Annotated in this window: 10 protein-coding genes; 6 read left to right on the forward strand and 4 right to left on the reverse strand. The window is 70.5% G+C overall.

Annotation, left to right across the window (positions count from 1 at the left end):
* The first annotated feature begins 5 nt into the window (after positions 1-5).
* Genes Q0653_RS03585 through Q0653_RS03610 form a run of 6 tightly spaced genes read left to right on the forward strand, consistent with a single transcriptional unit; the run spans position 6 to position 11,100 of the window.
* A complete protein-coding gene (locus Q0653_RS03585; RefSeq protein ID WP_298942617.1) occupies positions 6-2,156 on the forward strand; it encodes a putative baseplate assembly protein in 2,151 nt (716 codons plus the stop codon).
* On the forward strand, positions 2,156-4,309 hold the full coding sequence (locus Q0653_RS03590; protein ID WP_298942619.1) for a phage tail protein: 2,154 nt from the start codon (positions 2,156-2,158) through the stop codon (positions 4,307-4,309). Before Q0653_RS03585 ends, Q0653_RS03590 begins: the two co-directional genes overlap by 1 nt.
* A complete protein-coding gene (locus Q0653_RS03595; protein WP_298942621.1) occupies positions 4,306-5,841 on the forward strand; it encodes a hypothetical protein in 1,536 nt (511 codons plus the stop codon). The genes Q0653_RS03590 and Q0653_RS03595 overlap by 4 nt, the downstream gene beginning before the upstream one ends.
* Positions 5,834-7,780, forward strand: coding sequence for an ATP-binding protein (locus Q0653_RS03600; RefSeq protein ID WP_298942623.1), 1,947 nt, complete (start codon positions 5,834-5,836; stop codon positions 7,778-7,780). Before Q0653_RS03595 ends, Q0653_RS03600 begins: the two co-directional genes overlap by 8 nt.
* Positions 7,764-9,215, forward strand: a complete 1,452-nt coding sequence (locus Q0653_RS03605) for a hypothetical protein (protein WP_298942625.1) — start codon at positions 7,764-7,766, stop codon at positions 9,213-9,215. Before Q0653_RS03600 ends, Q0653_RS03605 begins: the two co-directional genes overlap by 17 nt.
* A complete protein-coding gene (locus tag Q0653_RS03610; protein WP_298942627.1) occupies positions 9,196-11,100 on the forward strand; it encodes a hypothetical protein in 1,905 nt (634 codons plus the stop codon). Before Q0653_RS03605 ends, Q0653_RS03610 begins: the two co-directional genes overlap by 20 nt.
* Positions 11,101-11,775: 675 nt before the next feature.
* On the opposite strand, the gene Q0653_RS03615 is transcribed toward Q0653_RS03610, so the two are convergent.
* The 4 genes from Q0653_RS03615 to Q0653_RS03630 all read right to left on the reverse strand — a co-directional run bounded on the left by Q0653_RS03615 (position 11,776) and on the right by Q0653_RS03630 (position 17,656).
* The gene (locus Q0653_RS03615; RefSeq protein ID WP_298942629.1) at positions 11,776-12,369 is read right to left on the reverse strand and encodes a hypothetical protein; all 594 of its coding nucleotides are present in this window, start codon (positions 12,367-12,369) and stop codon (positions 11,776-11,778) included.
* Between the two features lie 366 nt (positions 12,370-12,735).
* Positions 12,736-14,058: a tyrosine-type recombinase/integrase gene (locus Q0653_RS03620; protein ID WP_298942631.1), complete on the reverse strand. Its 1,323-nt coding sequence runs from the start codon at positions 14,056-14,058 to the stop codon at positions 12,736-12,738.
* Positions 14,058-14,282 (reverse strand): hypothetical protein, encoded by a 225-nt coding sequence (locus Q0653_RS03625; protein WP_298942633.1) that lies wholly within the window; start codon positions 14,280-14,282, stop codon positions 14,058-14,060. The genes Q0653_RS03620 and Q0653_RS03625 overlap by 1 nt, the downstream gene beginning before the upstream one ends.
* 374 nt (positions 14,283-14,656) lie before the next feature.
* Entirely contained in the window at positions 14,657-17,656 is a 3,000-nt protein-coding gene (locus Q0653_RS03630; RefSeq protein WP_298942635.1) for a bifunctional [glutamine synthetase] adenylyltransferase/[glutamine synthetase]-adenylyl-L-tyrosine phosphorylase, read from the reverse strand.

The raw sequence follows: 17,656 nt of genomic DNA on the forward strand, positions 1-17,656 counted from the left end.
CGGCGATGGCACTGATCGGACCGATCCTCGACAACCGCACCCAGCAGCAGCTGCGTGACGAACTCGTCCGCCGCATCCCGGCCTATACGCCCGAGTGGACGAACCACAACGAGAGCGACCCCGGCATCGCGCTGCTCGAGCTGTTCGCCCACCTGGGCGAGTCGCTGCTGTACCGTTTCAACCAGATCCCCGAGACCACCCGCATCGAGTTCCTGCGGCTGCTCGGGGTGCAGCCGCGTCCGGCGCAGCCGGCCCACGTGCTGCTATCGGCGACGACCGAGCTGCCCGACGGGGTGCAGGTGCTCAAGGGCTCCGAGGCCTCGGGCGGCAAGGTGTCGTTCGAGACCGACGACGAGATGTACGTCTGGCCGCTCGAGGCGATCGCGGCAGGAAAGACCACGACGACGGATGGCTCCGCCGACAGCCGCGCGGACGCGCTCAGCCGGCTGAACGTGGCCGAGTCCGCCGCGGCGTTCTACCGCACCGTCGTCACCTCGCTCGATCCGAACGATCCCGATGCCGCGACGATCGACGTGAGCGATCAGATCGACCGCTCGATGTGGGTCGCCGTGCTCGGCACCGAGACGACCAAGGTCGAGGCGCTCGCGGGCAGGACGCTGTTCCTCGGCGTCGCGTTCGACGAGCGGCTGGAGCCGCCGCCGGTGCTCGGCAAGATCACACCGGATGAGACCGAGCGCCTGCGCGCCGGCGTGCTCAGTGACGACCCTCCCGCGACCCTGTGGCAGCTCTGGACAGGGCAGTCGGATGCCGCCGGCAAGCCGCTCCTGCAACCGCTCGCGGTGCTCGGCGACACGACCCACGGCATGGTCACGACGGGGGTCGTCAAGCTCGAACTGCCCACACTCCCCCGTTTGCGCACCCTCGGGGACGGAAGCACCGACAACCCGCCGCCCATCGACGACGAGGATCTACGGCAGCGGGTGATCGCCTGGCTGCGCGTGTCGCGCCCCGCGGGCAACGACGTCGGCGACGCGATCGGGAGGGTGCTCTGGGTCGGCGCCAACTGCGTCGCCGCCGAACAGGCGCGGACGGCCGCGCCCGAACTGCTCGGCAGCGGCACCGGGGATGCCGAGCAGCGGTTCCCTCTGACGCACTCGCCCGTGCTCGTCGGCACGGTGCACCTGCAGGTCGAAGAGGCCGACGGGTGGACGGACTGGGTCGAGGTCGAGAACTTCGCCCGCAGCGCGCTCGACGACCGCCACTTCACGGTCGACCACGAGAACGGCGCGGTGGTGTTCGGGCGCGCGCGGTTCCCGCAGCTCGGCGAGCGCATCCGCGTGCCGTCGTACCGATACGCCGAGGGAGCCAAGGGAAACCTGCCGCCGCGCGCGATCACCGCGCTCCCGCGGCATCCCGCCGTCACCGTCGTCAACCCCTTCGCGGCGGTCGGCGGAGCCGACGCGGTGCCGCTGCGCGAGGCGCTCGCGGCGATCCCCGCCGAAGTGCATCGACGCGACCGGGCGGTCACACCCGACGACTTCCGCGATCTCGCCGAAGAGATCGTCGAGGTCGCGCGCGCCGAAGCCCTGCCCACCTTCCACCCCGACACCCCCACGGTCGATGCGGCGGGCGTCACGACCCTGGTGATCCTGCCGAAGGTCGACGTGCGCAACCCCGACGCGCCCCTGCCCGACATCGGGCTGCTGCGGCGCGTCGCGACGTACCTCGAACCGCGCCGGCTCGTCACGGCGGAGCTGTACGTCATCCCGCCCGAGTACGTGCAGGTGGCGGTGTCGATCGGCGTCACGGTGCGCCAGGGCTACCAGGTCGATGCCGTCCGGCGCTGGGTCGAGACGATCGTGCGCCAGTACCTGGGCGCGGTGCCGTCCAACGGACCGGACGGCCGAGGATGGCCGCTCGGCCGTACGGTCCGGGCCGCCGAACTCGAGGCCATCGCCGTGCAGGTCGAGGGCGTCGAGTACGCCGAGGGCACCCGGCTCGCGCTGGTGACCCCCGCGACCGCGACCTCGCCGCGCTACGTCGTCGAGCGCGATGCGATCACCCTTCAGACGTGGCAGCTGCCCGAGGTGGTCGCGGTCGACGTCGCCCGCGGCGCTCCGCGCACCCCCGGAACGACCGCGGATCCGGCCGGCGGCCCCCTGACGCCGGTGCCCCTCCCGCCGGAGGTGTGCTGATGAACGGCGACCGCGGGATCGCCCTGCTGGCGCACGAGGGCCAGTGGGCGCGCTGCGCGCACGAGCACACGGTGCTGCTGCCCGGCGGCGGGGTCGGCCTCGACTGGGCCCCCGCGCCCGCAGCCCGGCCCTCGCGGTGGGATGCCGAGGGCGAGCGGTGCGTGCCGCCTCGCCCGCTCGCTCCGACGTGCCCGTCGGGCATCGCGCACGACCGCTGGTGCCGCACGTGGCGCACCCGCCCCGAAGAGGGCGTCGTCGAGGTGACGTCGCACGCGGCGGCGCCGGTCGCGAACTGTCCGGGAGGGCTGCGGCGCCCCACGGGCATCGGGATCGACAGCCTCGATCGCCTCTACGTCGCCGAGTCGGCGGGCCGCGCCGTCATGATCGCCGATCTGTGGACGGGCCGCGTGGTCCGCCGCATGACGATGCCGGGCCGTCCGGTCGACCTCGCGGTGAGGGACGTCGACGGGGAACCCGGCGCGGTCGTGCTCACCCGGTCACCGGCGCGTCTTGTCGCGATCGACGGGAAGCGGCGCCCCTGCGCCGACCTCCTCCCCCTGCGCCGGCCGTGCGCGCACCCCGGGCTCCGGCCCGCACGGGTCTGCTTCCTCTCGGGACGCATCGTCGTCCTCTGGCGCGGAGACGGCGAGGCCGTCATCGCCGACCAGAACGGCGCCGAACTGCTCGACGAGCCGAGTGCCACTGACATCGCCGGAACCCCCGCCGGGCTTCTGGTCGTCGCCTTCGCGCCGGGTTCTCCGTTCCGGCGGCTCCTCGAGCGCGACGGCGCGCTCATCGAGGACGAACCACTCGCGGCCGAGGACTACGACGGCGGTGCCGTCACCGTCGACCCCGCCGGCCGCGTCGTCTACACGACCGCGACGGGCTCGCGGTCGACACAGGGCCCGCGATCGCGCCATGCCCGCGAGGGCGTCGTCACGACGTACCGGCTCGACAGCGGCCAGTACCGCACCCGCTGGGGTCGCATCTTCGTCGACGCGTGTCTGCCGACCGGCACCGCGCTGTCGATCAGGATGCTGACCTCGGATGCCGATGAGGTGGACGATCCGCTCCCCGCGTCGGCGCCGGCTCGCGGCATCCCCCGCCTGCGCCACACCGACGACACTCCCCCGCTTCCCTCGGCGACGGCACTCGCGGACGCGCAGGTCCTCCGCGTCGTCCCCCGTGGAGAGGTCCCCGCGCTTGCCGCCGCCGACCCCTTCACCACGGGGACCGAATGGACGACGTACGAGACCGCGGTCGCGGCATCCCCCGGCCGCTACCTCTGGGTGCAGCTCGTCATGTCGGGAACCGAGCGCACCTCGCCGCGCGTCCGCGCGCTGCGGGTCGAGCGGCCCGGGCACGCGCTGCTGTCGAGCCTGCCGCGCATGTTCTCGAGCGTCGACGAGCAGGCCGACTTCCTGCACCGGTACCTCATGCCCGCCGAGGGGATGCTGCACGACCTCGACACGGCGGCCGCCGAGCGCCGCACGATCGTCGATCCCCGCACGACCCTCGACGAGTTCCTTCCCTGGCTCGCGAGCTTCGCCGGGCTCGTCCTGGATCAGCGCTGGTCCGAGGAGGCCCGCCGCGCGCTCGTCGCCGAGGCGTTCCCGCTCTTCGCGCGCCGCGGAACCATCGGCATGCTCGAGCGGATGCTGCGCCTCTACCTCGGACGCGACGCGCGGATCATCGAACGCTGGCGGCTGCGGGGCCTGGGCGGCGGGTTCCTCGGGTTCGACCCCGACGGCCGGCTCCACTCGCCCACCGTCGCCGGCACGACCGTAACCACCGGCATGCTCGGGCACTTCACGATCGGCGGCGCACTGCCCGACACGAGTTCGTACGAGCGCCTCGCCCACCGCTTCACGGTGCTCGTCCCCGGCTGCCTCGACGACGAGCAGCGCGAGGTCGTCGACGACCTGATCCGCGCCCACAAGCCCTCCCACACCCTCGGCGATGTATGCGAACTCGGAGACGGAATGCCGGTGGGCCGGCTGCGCCTCGGTCTCACCGCGTATGTCGCGCCGCCCCGCGGGCGATCGGTCAGCGTCGCGGGCCGCACCCGGCTCGGCCAGGGCAGCACCCTCGGCGAGAAGTCCCTCGCGGCGCCCGTGAGCGAGGCCAGGCTCGGGGGGGTGCGTGTCGGATGACCGATCTGCGCATCGGACGGATGACCACCTCCGTCACCGAGTGGCCCGATCCCGATCAGGTGCCGTCGATGCTCCGGCGCATCGTCGACGAGCGGCTCGATGACGCCATGCGGCAGCATCCCCTCCCCGACGGGGAGTGGTGCGTGCAGCGCCTCGACGTCGCCGTCGAGCTGGACCCCGAACGGCCGCTGAGCGCGCTCGAGACCAACTGGGCAGACCGCGTGCTGACGGCGCTGCGCCAGTCGCTCGTGGACGGGTCGACCGACGTCGTGCACTACCGGCGCCCCGAGGACGCGATCGACCACATGCTGGGCGGGCTCGTGGCGGGCGACCACGATCATGCCTGGGCGTGGCGCCTGGTCGGGCTCGTGGGACCGGGCGACCCCGAGCCGGCGGCGGACCCGTGCGGGCTGCTGCTTCTCGTGCTCGGCCGCCTCACGACCGGGGTCACCGGCGCGATCGCGCGGCTGATCGCACAGTCGGGCGTCGCCCGGGTGCACCGGATGCTGGGGAGCGAGGGGTGGCAGAGGCTTGCGAGGCTCGTCGCCGCCGAGGCGCAGAGCCCCTGGGATCCGGCGGCGACGGCGGACGGGCAGGGCGACCGCCGTGCTCCTGCGGCCGCCGTGGACGGCTCGAACACTGGTGCGGGTGTCGCTCGCGACCGTGCCGACGAGCGGCAGTGGTCTGACGACGCGGTGCTCGCGCGGCTGAGCACCTCGGTGGTGGGGCGGTCGGAGGTCGCGGCCGCCTTCCGCGCGTCGGGTCTGCGGGTCGACGCCGACACCCTGCGAGCGTGGAGCGTGCTCGCCCTCGCGGCCACGGATCCCGCACAGCTTCGCCGGTCGGCGGATCGCCTCGAACACCTTCTCGTCGCGGTCGCGGATCGGCTGCAGCCCGAGGCGGCGTCCGGCCTCGGGCTGGGCGCACGCGGCCCGCGCGCCGACGCCGCACGAAGCGCGGCGCGCGCGACATCCGTCAGCGGGTCGGGGTCGCCTCGCGCGGACGACGTCGAGGCGGAATCGCCTGACGAGGCGCCCGCGACCGAGGGACCGGCCTCCGAGTGGGGCGGGCTGCTGTTCCTGCTGAACACCGCGGCGGACGCGGCACTCCCCGACGCGCTCGACGACCGCCCCCTCGTCGATCGCACGGTCGGCTGGGTGCTGCACCGGGTCGGCCGTCGACTCGCGCCCGTCGACGTGGACGACCCTGCGCTCCTCGCCTTCGCTGCCGCCGACGACGTCCCGGTGGACGACGAGGATGAGGGCGAGGTTCCGGCGCTCGATGCCCTCGCACACCGCTGGGCGGCACGGACGGCCGAACTCCTGCGGGGCAGCGCGGCCGACGCGGCAGAAGATGCCGAGCTCGTCCGGCGCATCGCGCACCGCGGCGCGATCATCGAACGCCGACCCGGCTGGATCGAGGCGACCTTCCGCCTCGATGCCGTCGACCTCGACGTGCGCCGAGCCGGACTCGACCTCGACCCGGGCTGGGTGCCCTGGCTGGGGCATGTCGTGAGGTTCCGCTATGAGTGATCGCGGATACCTCACCGCTCGCGTGGGTCAGATGTGCCGACGGATCGCCGCCGTCGTCGACAAGAACTGCACGCCCGAATCCGGCGCGGCCGAGGCTGTCGGCTTCCTGCGCGACTGGGCCGACGCCGCGGACGACGGGGGCGCCCGCACCACTTCCGCCGCCGAGACGCCGCTCACCCGGATCGTGCGCGGGTTCGCCCTCACCGACCTCGAGATCGATCTGCTGATCCTCGCCGGCGTGCCCGAAGAGCACGAGGGGCTCGCGGCGACGCTGCGCACGCTGCATCCGACGGGCGAACCGCGACCGACCGCGGGGCTCGCCGCGCTGGTGTTCGGCGGCGACACCGACACCCGTGCGCACCTGCGCGAGACCTTGACCAGCGGGGCCGCTGTGCGGCACGGCCTGCTGAGCCTCGAGGGGAGCGGGCCGTACTTCGAGCGCTCGCTCGTCCTCGCCGATGAGTTGTGGCCGGCGCTGCACGGGCACGACGCGTGGCCCGCGAGCCTTCGCCGCGTGGCGACCGCCGGCGGTCCGGCGGGAATGGCGTCGTGGCTGATGCTGCCGGATGCGGCGGCAGGCGTGAGCGCCGTGCGGAACGACGAGCGCGCGCTGGTCGCCGTCCTGGACGAGGACCCGATCGTCGCCCGGGGTCGGTGCGAGACGATCGCGACAGCGGCGGGACGCGACCTCGTGGGGGCGACGCTCTCGGCGAGCAGCGCGGTGGCGGTGTCGCTCCTCGTCGCGCACGCCGTCGCGCGCGGCTCGGTCCCGCTCGTCGACATCGACCGCGCCGAGCAGCCCGTCGACGTGCCGCTCGGCGACTTCGCCGGGGCGGTTCTCGTCTCAGCCGCACCGGGGGCGCTCGCGCCACCCCGCGACCGCGCCCTCGTTCGCGTCGCGTCGGGCCCGGCGCCCCTCACGGCGATCCGCGATGCGTGGGCGGCCGCCGTGCCCGGTCTCGCCGATGACGCCGACACGCTCGCGGGACGGCATCCGCTCGATCCCGCGCTCACCGCGCAGGTCGCGCGCGACCTCGGCCTCTCGAGCGAGCCGCCCAGCACCCAGAGCATCACGAGGGCGGTGCGCAGCCGGGCGGCCGTGAACCTGCCTCCCGGAACGCGGCTCGTCGTGCCCGACATCGCGTGGGAGCAGCTTGTGCTGCCCTCCGAGGCGATGGCACTGCTGCACGCCGCGGTCGACCGGCTCTCGACGCAGGCGACCGTCCTCGACGACTGGCGCCTCGCGCAGCTCGCCCAGGCGACCCGCGGGGTGCGGCTGCTCTTCACGGGGCTTCCGGGCACAGGCAAGTCGCTCGCCGCGGCCGCCCTCGCCGCGGCGATCGGCACCGACCTGATGATCGTCGACGTCGCGCGGCTCGTCTCGAAGTGGCTCGGCGAGACCGAGAAGAACCTCTCGGCGACGTTCGACGCCGCCGAACGCACGCGGGCCGTGCTGCTGCTCGACGAGGCCGACGCACTCTTCGGCACCCGCACAGAGATCTCGGACTCGCACGACCGCTACGCCAATCTCGAGACCGCCTACCTGCTGCAGCGCGTCGAGCAGTTCCAAGGTCTCGTCGTTCTGACCAGCAACCTCCGTCAGAACATCGATCCCGCCTTCACGCGTCGACTCGACTTCGTCGTCGAGTTCCCGCTGCCCGACCTGCCGGCCCGGCGAGCGCTCTGGGATCACCTGCTGCCCGAAGCGCTCGGCTCGGTGCGCGGCGCCGACGTCGATCTCGACGCACTGGCCCGCATCTACCCCATTCCCGGCGGCTGGATCCGCAACGCCGCGGTCGCCGCGGCGTTCGCAGCGGCATCCGACGGCGGGATCATCACTCAGCGCAGCCTCATCGATGCGGTGCGCCGCGAGTACCAGAAGGCCTCGACCCCGTTCCCCGGGGAGCCACCAAGGAGACGAGATGACCACGATCGATGAGCGGGCGGGCACCGCCCGCACAGACGGAGTCTCCGACGCGTCCGCGCAGCTCTCGCGTTGGCCGTGGAACGCGCTGCGACCCACCAGAGGAATGCTGCTCGACAGCGACGACTTCGACGTCATGCTGGGCAATCCGCGCGGCAAGCACATGCTCCACAACGCCTGGCTGCACGGCAGCGGGGTGGCGTGGGGGTTCTCGGTCGAGACCAGCGGCGAGTGGGACCTCAAGGTGTCGCCGGGCCTGGGACTGGACGGCATCGGACGCGAACTGCACCTCGATGCACCGCGGTGCATCTCGGTGCAAGGACTGCTCGACAAGGCCGTCGCGGACTGCGGCGGGAGCACCGTCGAGTTCTGCCTGATGCTGAGCTTCGACGCGTGCCTCGACCGGCCCGTGCCCGCGCTCGCGGACCCGTGCGATGTCACCCGCGAGAGCCAGGAGTACTCGCGCATTAACGAACGGGCGCACCTGCACCTCGCCCCCGGCCATCATCGGCGGGTGCGCACCTATCACCGGGTGCGCGTGCTGCTCGGGCTCGATCAGGTCCGCGACGGCGACGAAGCGGGCCGCGAGGCCCTGGCCGCCCGCAACGAGGTGATGGCCGCGCCCGCGCACGATCGCGCCCCGCAGCTGCTGCGGTGGTTCCGCTGCCTCGCGGCACGGGACGCCGCCGACCTGAGCCCGAGCGGCGACGTCTGCGAGCCCGACCTCTTTCCCGTGGACGACGCGGATGCCGGGATCTGCCTCGCCTGCATCCGCGTGAAGGTCCGCGACCAAGGGGGCTGCGCCGAGATCGACGGAGAGATGTCGATCGACGACTGCTGCCGCCGGGCGTTGCTGCCGACAGCGGTGATCCAAGATCTGGTGTGCGCGCTCGCGCCCGGGCTCATCGGCGTCGGCGACCCGCTCACGGCCGTGGGGCCCCAGGCCGTGCCGGGGAGCGTCGAGTGGGGTCATCATCCGCGCGAGTTCACGTTCCGGGTCACCGCCGACGTGCTGCCGGCGACGCTGACCCGAGACTCGGTCGTCGTCAGCTCGCTCTCGCCGGCCGGGTGGGTCGTGGAGGACCTCGACCGGAGGCCCCGGTACGACGCCGATGACAACTCGGTCATCGTCCGGCTGGCTGACCGGCCGGCGCACCCGTTGATCAGGGTGCTGGTCGTCGGCACGGGCGTGACGCCGGTGTACGGCGCGGAGCCCCGGGTTCCCTTCGCGGGAGTGGTGGGCGATGACCCGGGGACGACCGGTCAGGGCCGGGATGCCGTGCTGACCGCGGAGAACCCGTACTGCGAGCGGCCGGAAGAGCACGAGCACGGTGGGCACGAGCACGACAAGCGCGAAGAGCGCGAAGAGCGCGGACGGCCGGAGCGCCGCCGAAACCCGAAGCCCTCCGATTACGAAGGAGATGATGACCGTGACGACCACCACGAGTGACTGTGGATGCCACGACAGCACCGCGTCCGGTTCGACGAAGCCGGCGGCGGCCGGCGTCGCTGCCCGACCGGTGTTCGTTCCGAAGGATGCCGTCATCGGTGCCACACCCGCCGCGCCCGCCGCATCGGCAACCACCGGCACGACCGTGTTCGGCGGGTTCCGCGGCCTCAACCCCCAGGACGGACTGTTCCTGCGCGGCGAGCACCTCGCCGCCATCCAGGATTACTCGCGCGCTCTCACCTCCGCGCTCGCGACCGCGAGTGGGACGGGCATCGTGCACGGGCTGGGCGTCGCCCTCACCGACGACGGACTCGTCGTCTCTCCTGGCCTCGCGATCAGTCCGCGCGGCGGGCTGCTGATGCTGCCGCTCGCGGTCACAATCCCGCTCGACGACCCGCCTCTGCCCGCGATCTCAGACGACGGGTTCTGGCGGGTCGAGCTCCACTGGGCCTCGCGCACGTCGGGATCCGTCCCGGCCTACGGCAGTCTGTGCGCGCGCGACTGCGGCACCGACGGGGCGACGATCCGTCCGTGGCGCGACGAAGGCGTCGAGATCCGGATCGTGCCCGACTCGCTCGACGGGTTCGGCGCTGTCTCGGGCGCTCTGCGGCGCGGCAACTGGCTCTCGTCGGCGTACTTCGAGCGGGAGCGGTCGAACGCACATCCGTGGCTCGTGCCCGGGACGCCCGACGCCGACATCCCCCCGGTCAGCGCCCGCGACTGGGCCGACGCGACGCCACTGCCCGACGAGAGCGGCGTCCCCCTGGGTGTCCTGTACACGAGCGACCCGTCCGAGAGCGGCGGCATCCTGCTGCAGGTCTGGACGGGGCGCCGGCTCGTCGACGGGCCCGCGGCGTCGGCACAGTGGAGGGCGCGGCTCGCCATGCGGCCGTGGCCGGTCTTCCTGGCGCAGATCCTGCAGTTCGAGACCGAGGTCCTCGGGGCGATCCGCTCCGTCGCGAAGCTCGACGCGTCGATCCGGGTGAACCTCGCCGCCACGCACGAGCGGATCGCGACCCTTCTCGACATGAAGACCTCCGTCGCCGAACTGTTCGACACGCTGCAGAACAAGTCGGTCGAGAACCACGCGGGCGTCAAGAAGCTCCACGGCGCGTACGAGAAGGTTCAGGATGCCGCCCCCGCAGAGGCCGACGATTACGCACTCCCGAAGGTCCTCGGCATCGGCGAACTCCCCCCGGCGGGGTATCTGCCAGTCCCCGAGCGCGGGGCTACCGCCGAGGTGCTCGCCGACTTCTTCGGTGACCGTGTCGATGTCGGCATCCGCCAGCTGCGCGCAGACCAGATCGCCGACGAGCTGCTCGCCGCGCAGCACCGCGACCGCATCCCACTGCATTCGTCGGGCGACCCGAAGGTGAAGGTGGACGTCCTCGTCCCGAGCGACCCCGCGGATCTGCCGGCACTGCGCACACCCGCGTACAACTGGGTCGCGTTCGTGCGACGGGGGCCTCAGGCCGAGCAGACCGAGGTGGACATCGAACCCGTCCCTGTTCACGTGAAGGACGTCGGAGAGTTCACCTTCGACGATCCGAAGGCAGTCGGGGCGCTGGCCGAGAAGCTCCGTGAAGACCCCGGCGACGCGATCGGCACCGTCGACTTTCCGATCGATTCGTGGGAGTGTCCGCGCGATCCGATCGCCGAGCGCATCCTCGATGCGCTCACCGGTTTCGACAACACGCCGCAGGCGCTCCTCGCCCTCACGACGGGGCGCCGCGAACTCGCCGCCGTCCGGGCGGGACTGCTATGGATGTCTGTGGACTCGGGCGCGCCGCGGCTTCCGATCCACGTGCACGAGACCGAGGAACCCGAGCGGATCATCATCCTGCTCGGACAGCGCCAGCGCCTGACCGACAACCCGATCGACTAGGGAGCCCTTTCCGTGACAACTGAGGCCGTCTTCGGCGTATGCACGCTGCGTGTCGAGGTGCAGCCCGAGCACCTCCTCATCACGATCACGACAAGTCGGGCATTCGATGCTAGTGCGCAGCGCATGTTCGTGTCCCGCCCCCGGCGGGTCGCCTCCACGCGCGAGGCACTGGAACTCACCGAGGACTTCCTTCACTCCTTCGGGGTTTGGGAGGAAGGACTCCACTTCCCGCGACCGCAGGGAATAGTAGTGCCCCATAAGGTGGTGTAGCCCGCGGTGGCCGGCCTCGTCTTGGACGTGGGCGCGGTCACCGTGTGATCCTTCGAGGAAACTCTCACATCCCACTCGAAAGGCATCATCACGATGACCGCACCTCATATTGTCGACAGTGAAGATAGACAACGTTCGCGGGGGACTTGGCACAAGGGATCTATGGCTTCGCTGGCGCGAAGCCGTCCGTCGTCGACTAAACGACTACCAAACATTCAAACTCCCTGTTCGGGGAGTGAAGTTTCGGTGCTTTACCGGGAGTTTTGGTGGACCTGAGGGGACTCGAACCCCTGACCCCTGATGCAGGTTCAATTCTCGTGCTGCACTAAAGGAGCGGTTGGCGCTTCATCTCCGTGGTCGGCGCGCGCCCGTATCGAAGAGCCGCTCCTTCCGCGACGAGCTCCGTCAGCGGTCATGTCCCACATCGCGCCGACGCTCGTCGCGGCGCAGTTCTATGCGCCCACGAACAAGCTCCCTGTAGACGCTTAGATCGCCGAGACGCCCAGGCACGCCATCTGCCGCCGCAACCTCCATCGGGTTCGAGAGGATCACGCCCTCGCCGACCGCAAAGTCGAGAAGCAACTGGATCGCGTCGCGCGAGGAGGCGGCGGCCTCCTCTGATGCGGCCCGCTGAGCAGCCAAGTGATGTTCGATCCGGTCCACGGTGATCTCGCCGATCGTCAAATCGCCGAACGCCGGCGTGAGCTGCGTTCGAACCACGCGTTCACACCGCGCGTACGTAGCCTCGCTCACATCGGAGAGCCACGCGAGGTCGCCGAGCCACACGTAGGCGAGCTCGTCGAAGGGGTCGTCGGGAGTGAGATAACGCCAGGCATCGAGCTCCGACAGCCGGAGTCGCTCCGCGATTCGGAGTTCCAGCCGTGCGCGGGCGTCCGTCGCGGTGTCTGCGGTGGCTGTGACTCGGTGGAGTTCTCCATCCCACAGCCGCAGTCGCGCGATGGCGCATGTGCGCCCATTGCCGACGGAGCGGGTGGTCATCGTGCCGTGTGTGCCGAGTTCGAGCGGCGGTCGCCCTGTTCGCATGTTGCACCTTCCCTGCCTGTCAGGATCCGAGAACTTCGTCGAGGATGTCGATCGTGATCGGGTCGACTTCGACGGCGCAGACGCCGTAGCTCGCGCGCGTGATCTGCTCGTTCGAGTGGCCGAGCAGCCGCGAAGCGAGTGTGATTCCGGAGGGGCGCTCGACGAATGTCGCCGTCGTGCGTCGAACAGGTGTGCCGTGTAGTCGTCCACATCGACACCCCAGGCGGTGAGCGCCGCAGCGTTGTCGTCGACGAACGTGCGCAGCAGCGGCTCGTAGTTGCTCACAATCATGCGTTGTCAGGTCTCCCTCTTCGCGGCCTTTCATGCGTCAATGCCTGCGAACACCTCATCGAGCGCGTCGGCCGCGATTTCGACAATGAGGTCGGGGCGCTTCGCGTAGTGGCCTTCGGTGATCGCCGCGTCACTGTGCCCGAGCAGATCGCGTGCGACTTCGACGCCGGCCGTGTCCGATACCGCCGCGGCGACGGCCTTGCGGAGGCTGCGGAAGGTGAGGTGCTCTGCGTCGACGCCGATAGCCGAGAGCTCCGGGTCGAACTCGCGGCGGAACATCCGCAGCAGCTCGCCGACTGCGCTGGGGTCGCGCGGACGGCCGCGCTCGGTGATGAACAGCACGTCGTCGGGATTCCGTTCGGGATCAGGAACGTGGCTGGCCACGAGTTCGCTCAGCACCTTGGCCGCGAACTTCGGAACGCGAACCCAACGCTTCTGCCGCTCCGCCTTGGGCGAGTCCTGACGGAACAGGCCGCGGGACTTCGTACGAACCATCGTCCCCCCGACCCAGACGAGCGCCTCCATCGTGAGGCTTCCGTCCGGCTGTTCCACCGCCTCGAACCGCACGTCCTGGAACCGGATCGCAATCGGCTCCGCGGTCCTCTGGGAGGTGCCGAGCGTGATGAGGATGTAATCGGCGAGCAGCTTGTAGTTGGGCCACCGGCCCACGGGATACCGAGCTCGGTGTCGCTCCGGCCACACGTCGCGGATGAGGTGGAGGATGTACTTGACCTGCACCGCGTCGAGTTTGAAGTACATCGTGTCCGGCTCATCCGCTCGCCGGGTCGCGCGGATGGGGTTCGCCACGACGACCGCTCCATGCCGTGTCTGCTGGATCGACCCGGCAGCCGAGAAGTGTCCCTGCTGGATCGCCCAATCGAACATGAGCGACATCACGTTCCGAACCTTGTTTGCGGTCGTCACCGATTTCTCCCGCGCGATGTCCATGAGTAGTCCGTCGGCGCGATCGGCGGTGATGTCGGCGATAGGGATGGCTCCGGCGCGCGCGGTGACATGCGCTCGGACCACCGATGCGTAGCCATCGACGGTCTGCTCGCGGCGTTGGCGCAACACTCGCGGGTCGTCGTCGTGATACGCCGTCTTGAGCCACGCCGTCGCCAACTCCGCTACAGTCATGACCTGCGTGCGTCGTGCCAGGGCTCGACCGACGGCAACATCGGCCGCTTCCTGCAATGCGGCCAGCGCCTCGGCTTCGGTCGCGCCGCGGCCGCTCGGACGACGCTCGCGCCCGTTACCGTCGTAGACGCGTCCTCGCGCGATGACGAGACCGCTCGGCTCAACGGTGTAGGTCACCTTGCCGAGTTCGCCAAGTGCGCGCTTCGGCCGCGCCATCAGTCGGCCATCCTGTCCATAGGAGCCACGATCCGGCCTGCGATGAACGCCTCGATATCCTCATCGCGGTAGCGGACGTTGTGCGCCGAGAGTGCGACGAACGGCAATCCGAGACCTCGGCTGCGCGCGCGCTCCGTCCGCCAGTCAGCGAGAGTCCTGATGGGGATGCCCGTATAGTCGGCAAGCTCCTGCGGAGTCCAGAGGCGAGTGCGGTCGGCGCTCATATCAAACAGGTAGGCGGCACCTCCCGTAGACCCCCAGGAAGACCCGTAGGTCGGCCAAGAATCGGCAAAACGGACAGGTTCTCGGACAGCCGCAGCAGCGACCCACCCCATGCTCAGCATCGCACTTCCCTTACTTCGCAGGGGAGTACGATCCTGTGGAACACCCTCCGAACCTCAGATCCTGAAGCCGAGCTGTACTTCGGCGTTTGACGCCTCGCCCGAAGCCCCGGCATCTCTTTTCGGATGTCGGGGCTTCGTGCGCGCGCGGGTGGCGCGACGCGCGCAGAATGACCCGATCTCCGCAGAGATTCGCCGTATGGGTGCGGAAAAGTCGACAATCTGCGGAGATCGCGCCACGGGCGGGATGCCGCGGCTCAGCCGTAGAAGAGCTTCTCGAACGCGCGGCGCGCGCGGCGCGACGTCCGCATCCATTCCTCCTCGACCCGCGTCGCCGAGCGCGGGGGGTATTCCAGGAGCCGGCCGATGCCGTCGAGCTTGCCGCGGTCGGTCGGTAACACATCGCTCGTCTGACCGGACAGGAGCGTATTCGCCGAGCGCAGACGGCTCGCGAGACGCCACGCGTCTGCCAGATATTCGGCCGCAGACTCGGGGACGAGCCCTGCGTCGCGCGCGGCGCTCAGCGCCCCGATCGTCGAGGTGGTCCGCAGCGCCGGAATCTCGTGCGCGTGGGCATGCTGCAGAAGTTGGACCAACCATTCGACATCGCTCAGACCGCCCGGACCGAGCTTCAGATGGCGGGCGCGATCGGCGCCCTGAGGCAACCGCTCATTCTCGACGCGCGCCTTGATCCGCTTGATCTCGCGAAGCCCGTGTGGATCGACCTGGGCGGGATAGCGGACTTCGTCGGCCATGGCGATGAACGCCCGAATCAGCTTGACGCTGCCCGCGACGCCGCGGGCACGAAGAAGCGCCTGCGCTTCCCACGACAGCGACCAACGCCGGTAGTACTCGGCATAGGACTCGAGCGAGCGCACCATCGGGCCGGTGCGACCTTCGGGGCGCAGATCCGCGTCGAGGTCGAACGGCACTCGATGGTCTTCCGAGTGGGTGCGCAGCCCTGCGACGATCTGCAGGGCCAGCGCGTTGGCCCGTTGGGGATCGATGCCGTTGGCGTCATAGACGTAGATGATGTCGGCATCCGAGCCGAACCCGAGCTCACCACCACCGAAGCGGCCCATCGCGATCACGGAGAAGTCCAGCGCCGCATCGTCCGGCGGGACGATCTCGCGGCGCACGGCACGCAGCGTCGCCTGGATCGTGACTTCGCTCACCGTCGTCAGTCCGGCGGCGATCTCTTCGATCGTGGCGGTGCCGAGCACGCCCGCAAGCGCCAGTCGGAGGAGCTCGCGCCGCCGCAGCACGCGCACTGACCGCATGGCGTCGGTCACCGTCTCATGGCGGGACTGGATCGCCCGGGCCTCCTCCTGGAGCAGAACGCCACGCCGCGGGCGCAGCTGCTCGTCGGAATCCAGCCACGCGACCGACTCCGGAATCCACTCCATCAGCTCACCGATGTAACGAGAACCCGACAGCACGCGCGTCAGCCTCTCGGCCGCGCCCGACGAGTCCCGCAGCATGCGCAAGAACCAGGGAGTGTCCCCCAGCCGCTCGCTGATGCGGCGGTAGGCGAGCAATCCGTAATCCGGATCGACGCCGTCGGCGAACCAGCGGATCATCACCGGCATGAGGTGGCGTTGGATCGTGGCCTTGCGGCTGAGGCCCCCCGTGATGGCACCGATGTGCCGCAACGCGCCGGCCGGGTCGCGGAAGCCGATCGCTGCGAGGCGATCCGCGGCCTGACCCTGCGAAATCTGTTGCTCGTCCGCGGGAAGGGCGGCGACCGCCGACAGCAACGGCCGGTAGAACAGCCGCACGTGGACTTCGCGCACATCGCGCTTGACCGCTTCCCAGAGCGTCCACACGGCCGGGCCACTCTCGGCCAGTCCGGACGCGCGGGCCAGAATCCGCAGGCCCTCCGGTGTCGTGGGCATCAGATGAGTGCGCTGGAGGCCGCGCAACTGCATCCGGTGCTCCAAAACCCGAAGCACCCGGTAGTCGCGAGCGAACACAGCGGAGTCCGCGCGGCCGATGTACCCCGCGTCGACGAGGGCCTCGAGGGCGTCGAGAGTGCCACGCTGATGGATGCTGGGATCGCCGAGCCCATGCACGAGCTGCAGCAACTGGACGGTGAACTCGATGTCGCGGATTCCGCCGGGTCCGAGTTTGAGCTGATACGGGATATCGGCCGGCGGAATGTGCTCGGTGACCCGCTCGCGCATCCGCTGGACGCTGTCGACAAAGTTCTCGCGCGCGGCGCTCATCCAGATCTTCGGCTGCACCGCCGCGACGTACGCGTCGCCGAGCGCCCGGTCACCCGCGATCGGGCGCGCTTTCAGGAGCGCCTGAAACTCCCAGCTCTTGGCCCACCGGTCGTAGTACGACAGGTGCGAATCGAGGCTGCGTACGAGGGCGCCCTGCTTTCCCTCCGGACGCAGATTCGCATCGACGTCCCACAGCGGCGGCTCGATCTCGATCCCCGAAATACCCCGCATCGTCTGGACCGCGAGGCGTGTCGCGATGTCGATGGCACGGCTCTCGCCGATCTCCTCGATCGTCGCTTCATCCGCGCCGCCGACGAAGATGACGTCGACGTCGCTGACGTAGTTGAGCTCGCGGGCCCCGGTCTTACCCATTCCGATGATCGCGAGTTGCGCACCAGCCACTTGGGCCCGCGGGAAGAGCCCTGCGCCCGCGTTGCCCCCCGCGACTCGGGTGCGGGCCACGCACAGCGATGCCTCCAGCGCAGCGCCGGCGGCATCGGCGAGGGCCGCCGCGACGGGCGCGAGGACATCCACGGCATCCGGCACGCCAAGATCGAACGCCGCGATGCGCGCCAGCATCCGTCGATAGCGCACACGCAAAGCGACCCAGGCGCTCTCCTCTCCCGTGGCGGCGAACCCCTCGGCATCGGCGGCGACCGCGTCGAGCAACTCGTCATGGAGCTCCTGCGCTGACGGCAGCCCGCCGCCGGCGCGGGTGAGGTCCTCGAGCTCGCGCGGATGCCGCAAATAGAACTCGGCGAATCCGCTGGAGGCGCCCAGCACCCGCCACACCGTCGCACTGGCGCGGGTGAGCGCGTCACCGACCGCTGCGGCGTCGCGACGTGCGACGCGTACGAGCGCGGCCAACGCCTGATCCGGGTCGGCGGCCAACTCCGCCGACCCGAGCAGATTCGATCGCTCGATGCCGGTAAGCTCCGTGAGCTCTCCCACGAGGACGTCGGCTGCACCGAGATCACCGAAGCCGAGTCGGGCGAGTCCGGTCAGAGCCGAGGAACGCGCGCCGGTCGACAT

It is taken from the genome of uncultured Microbacterium sp. (assembly GCF_947488465.1).
Taxonomy (GTDB): domain Bacteria; phylum Actinomycetota; class Actinomycetes; order Actinomycetales; family Microbacteriaceae; genus Microbacterium.

What these genes read in the sequence shown, in the direction of transcription:
- Q0653_RS03585 (WP_298942617.1), top strand. Translation starts at nt 6, where the DNA reads ATGGCACTGATCGGACCGATCCTCGACAACCGCACCCAGCAGCAGCTG.
- Q0653_RS03590 (WP_298942619.1), top strand. Translation starts at nt 2,156, where the DNA reads ATGAACGGCGACCGCGGGATCGCCCTGCTGGCGCACGAGGGCCAGTGG.
- Q0653_RS03595 (WP_298942621.1), top strand. Translation starts at nt 4,306, where the DNA reads ATGACCGATCTGCGCATCGGACGGATGACCACCTCCGTCACCGAGTGG.
- Q0653_RS03600 (WP_298942623.1), top strand. Translation starts at nt 5,834, where the DNA reads ATGAGTGATCGCGGATACCTCACCGCTCGCGTGGGTCAGATGTGCCGA.
- Q0653_RS03605 (WP_298942625.1), top strand. Translation starts at nt 7,764, where the DNA reads ATGACCACGATCGATGAGCGGGCGGGCACCGCCCGCACAGACGGAGTC.
- Q0653_RS03615 (WP_298942629.1), bottom strand. Translation starts at nt 12,369, where the DNA reads ATGACCACCCGCTCCGTCGGCAATGGGCGCACATGCGCCATCGCGCGA.
- Q0653_RS03620 (WP_298942631.1), bottom strand. Translation starts at nt 14,058, where the DNA reads ATGGCGCGGCCGAAGCGCGCACTTGGCGAACTCGGCAAGGTGACCTAC.
- Q0653_RS03625 (WP_298942633.1), bottom strand. Translation starts at nt 14,282, where the DNA reads ATGAGCGCCGACCGCACTCGCCTCTGGACTCCGCAGGAGCTTGCCGAC.
- Q0653_RS03630 (WP_298942635.1), bottom strand. Translation starts at nt 17,656, where the DNA reads ATGTCGACCGGCGCGCGTTCCTCGGCTCTGACCGGACTCGCCCGACTC.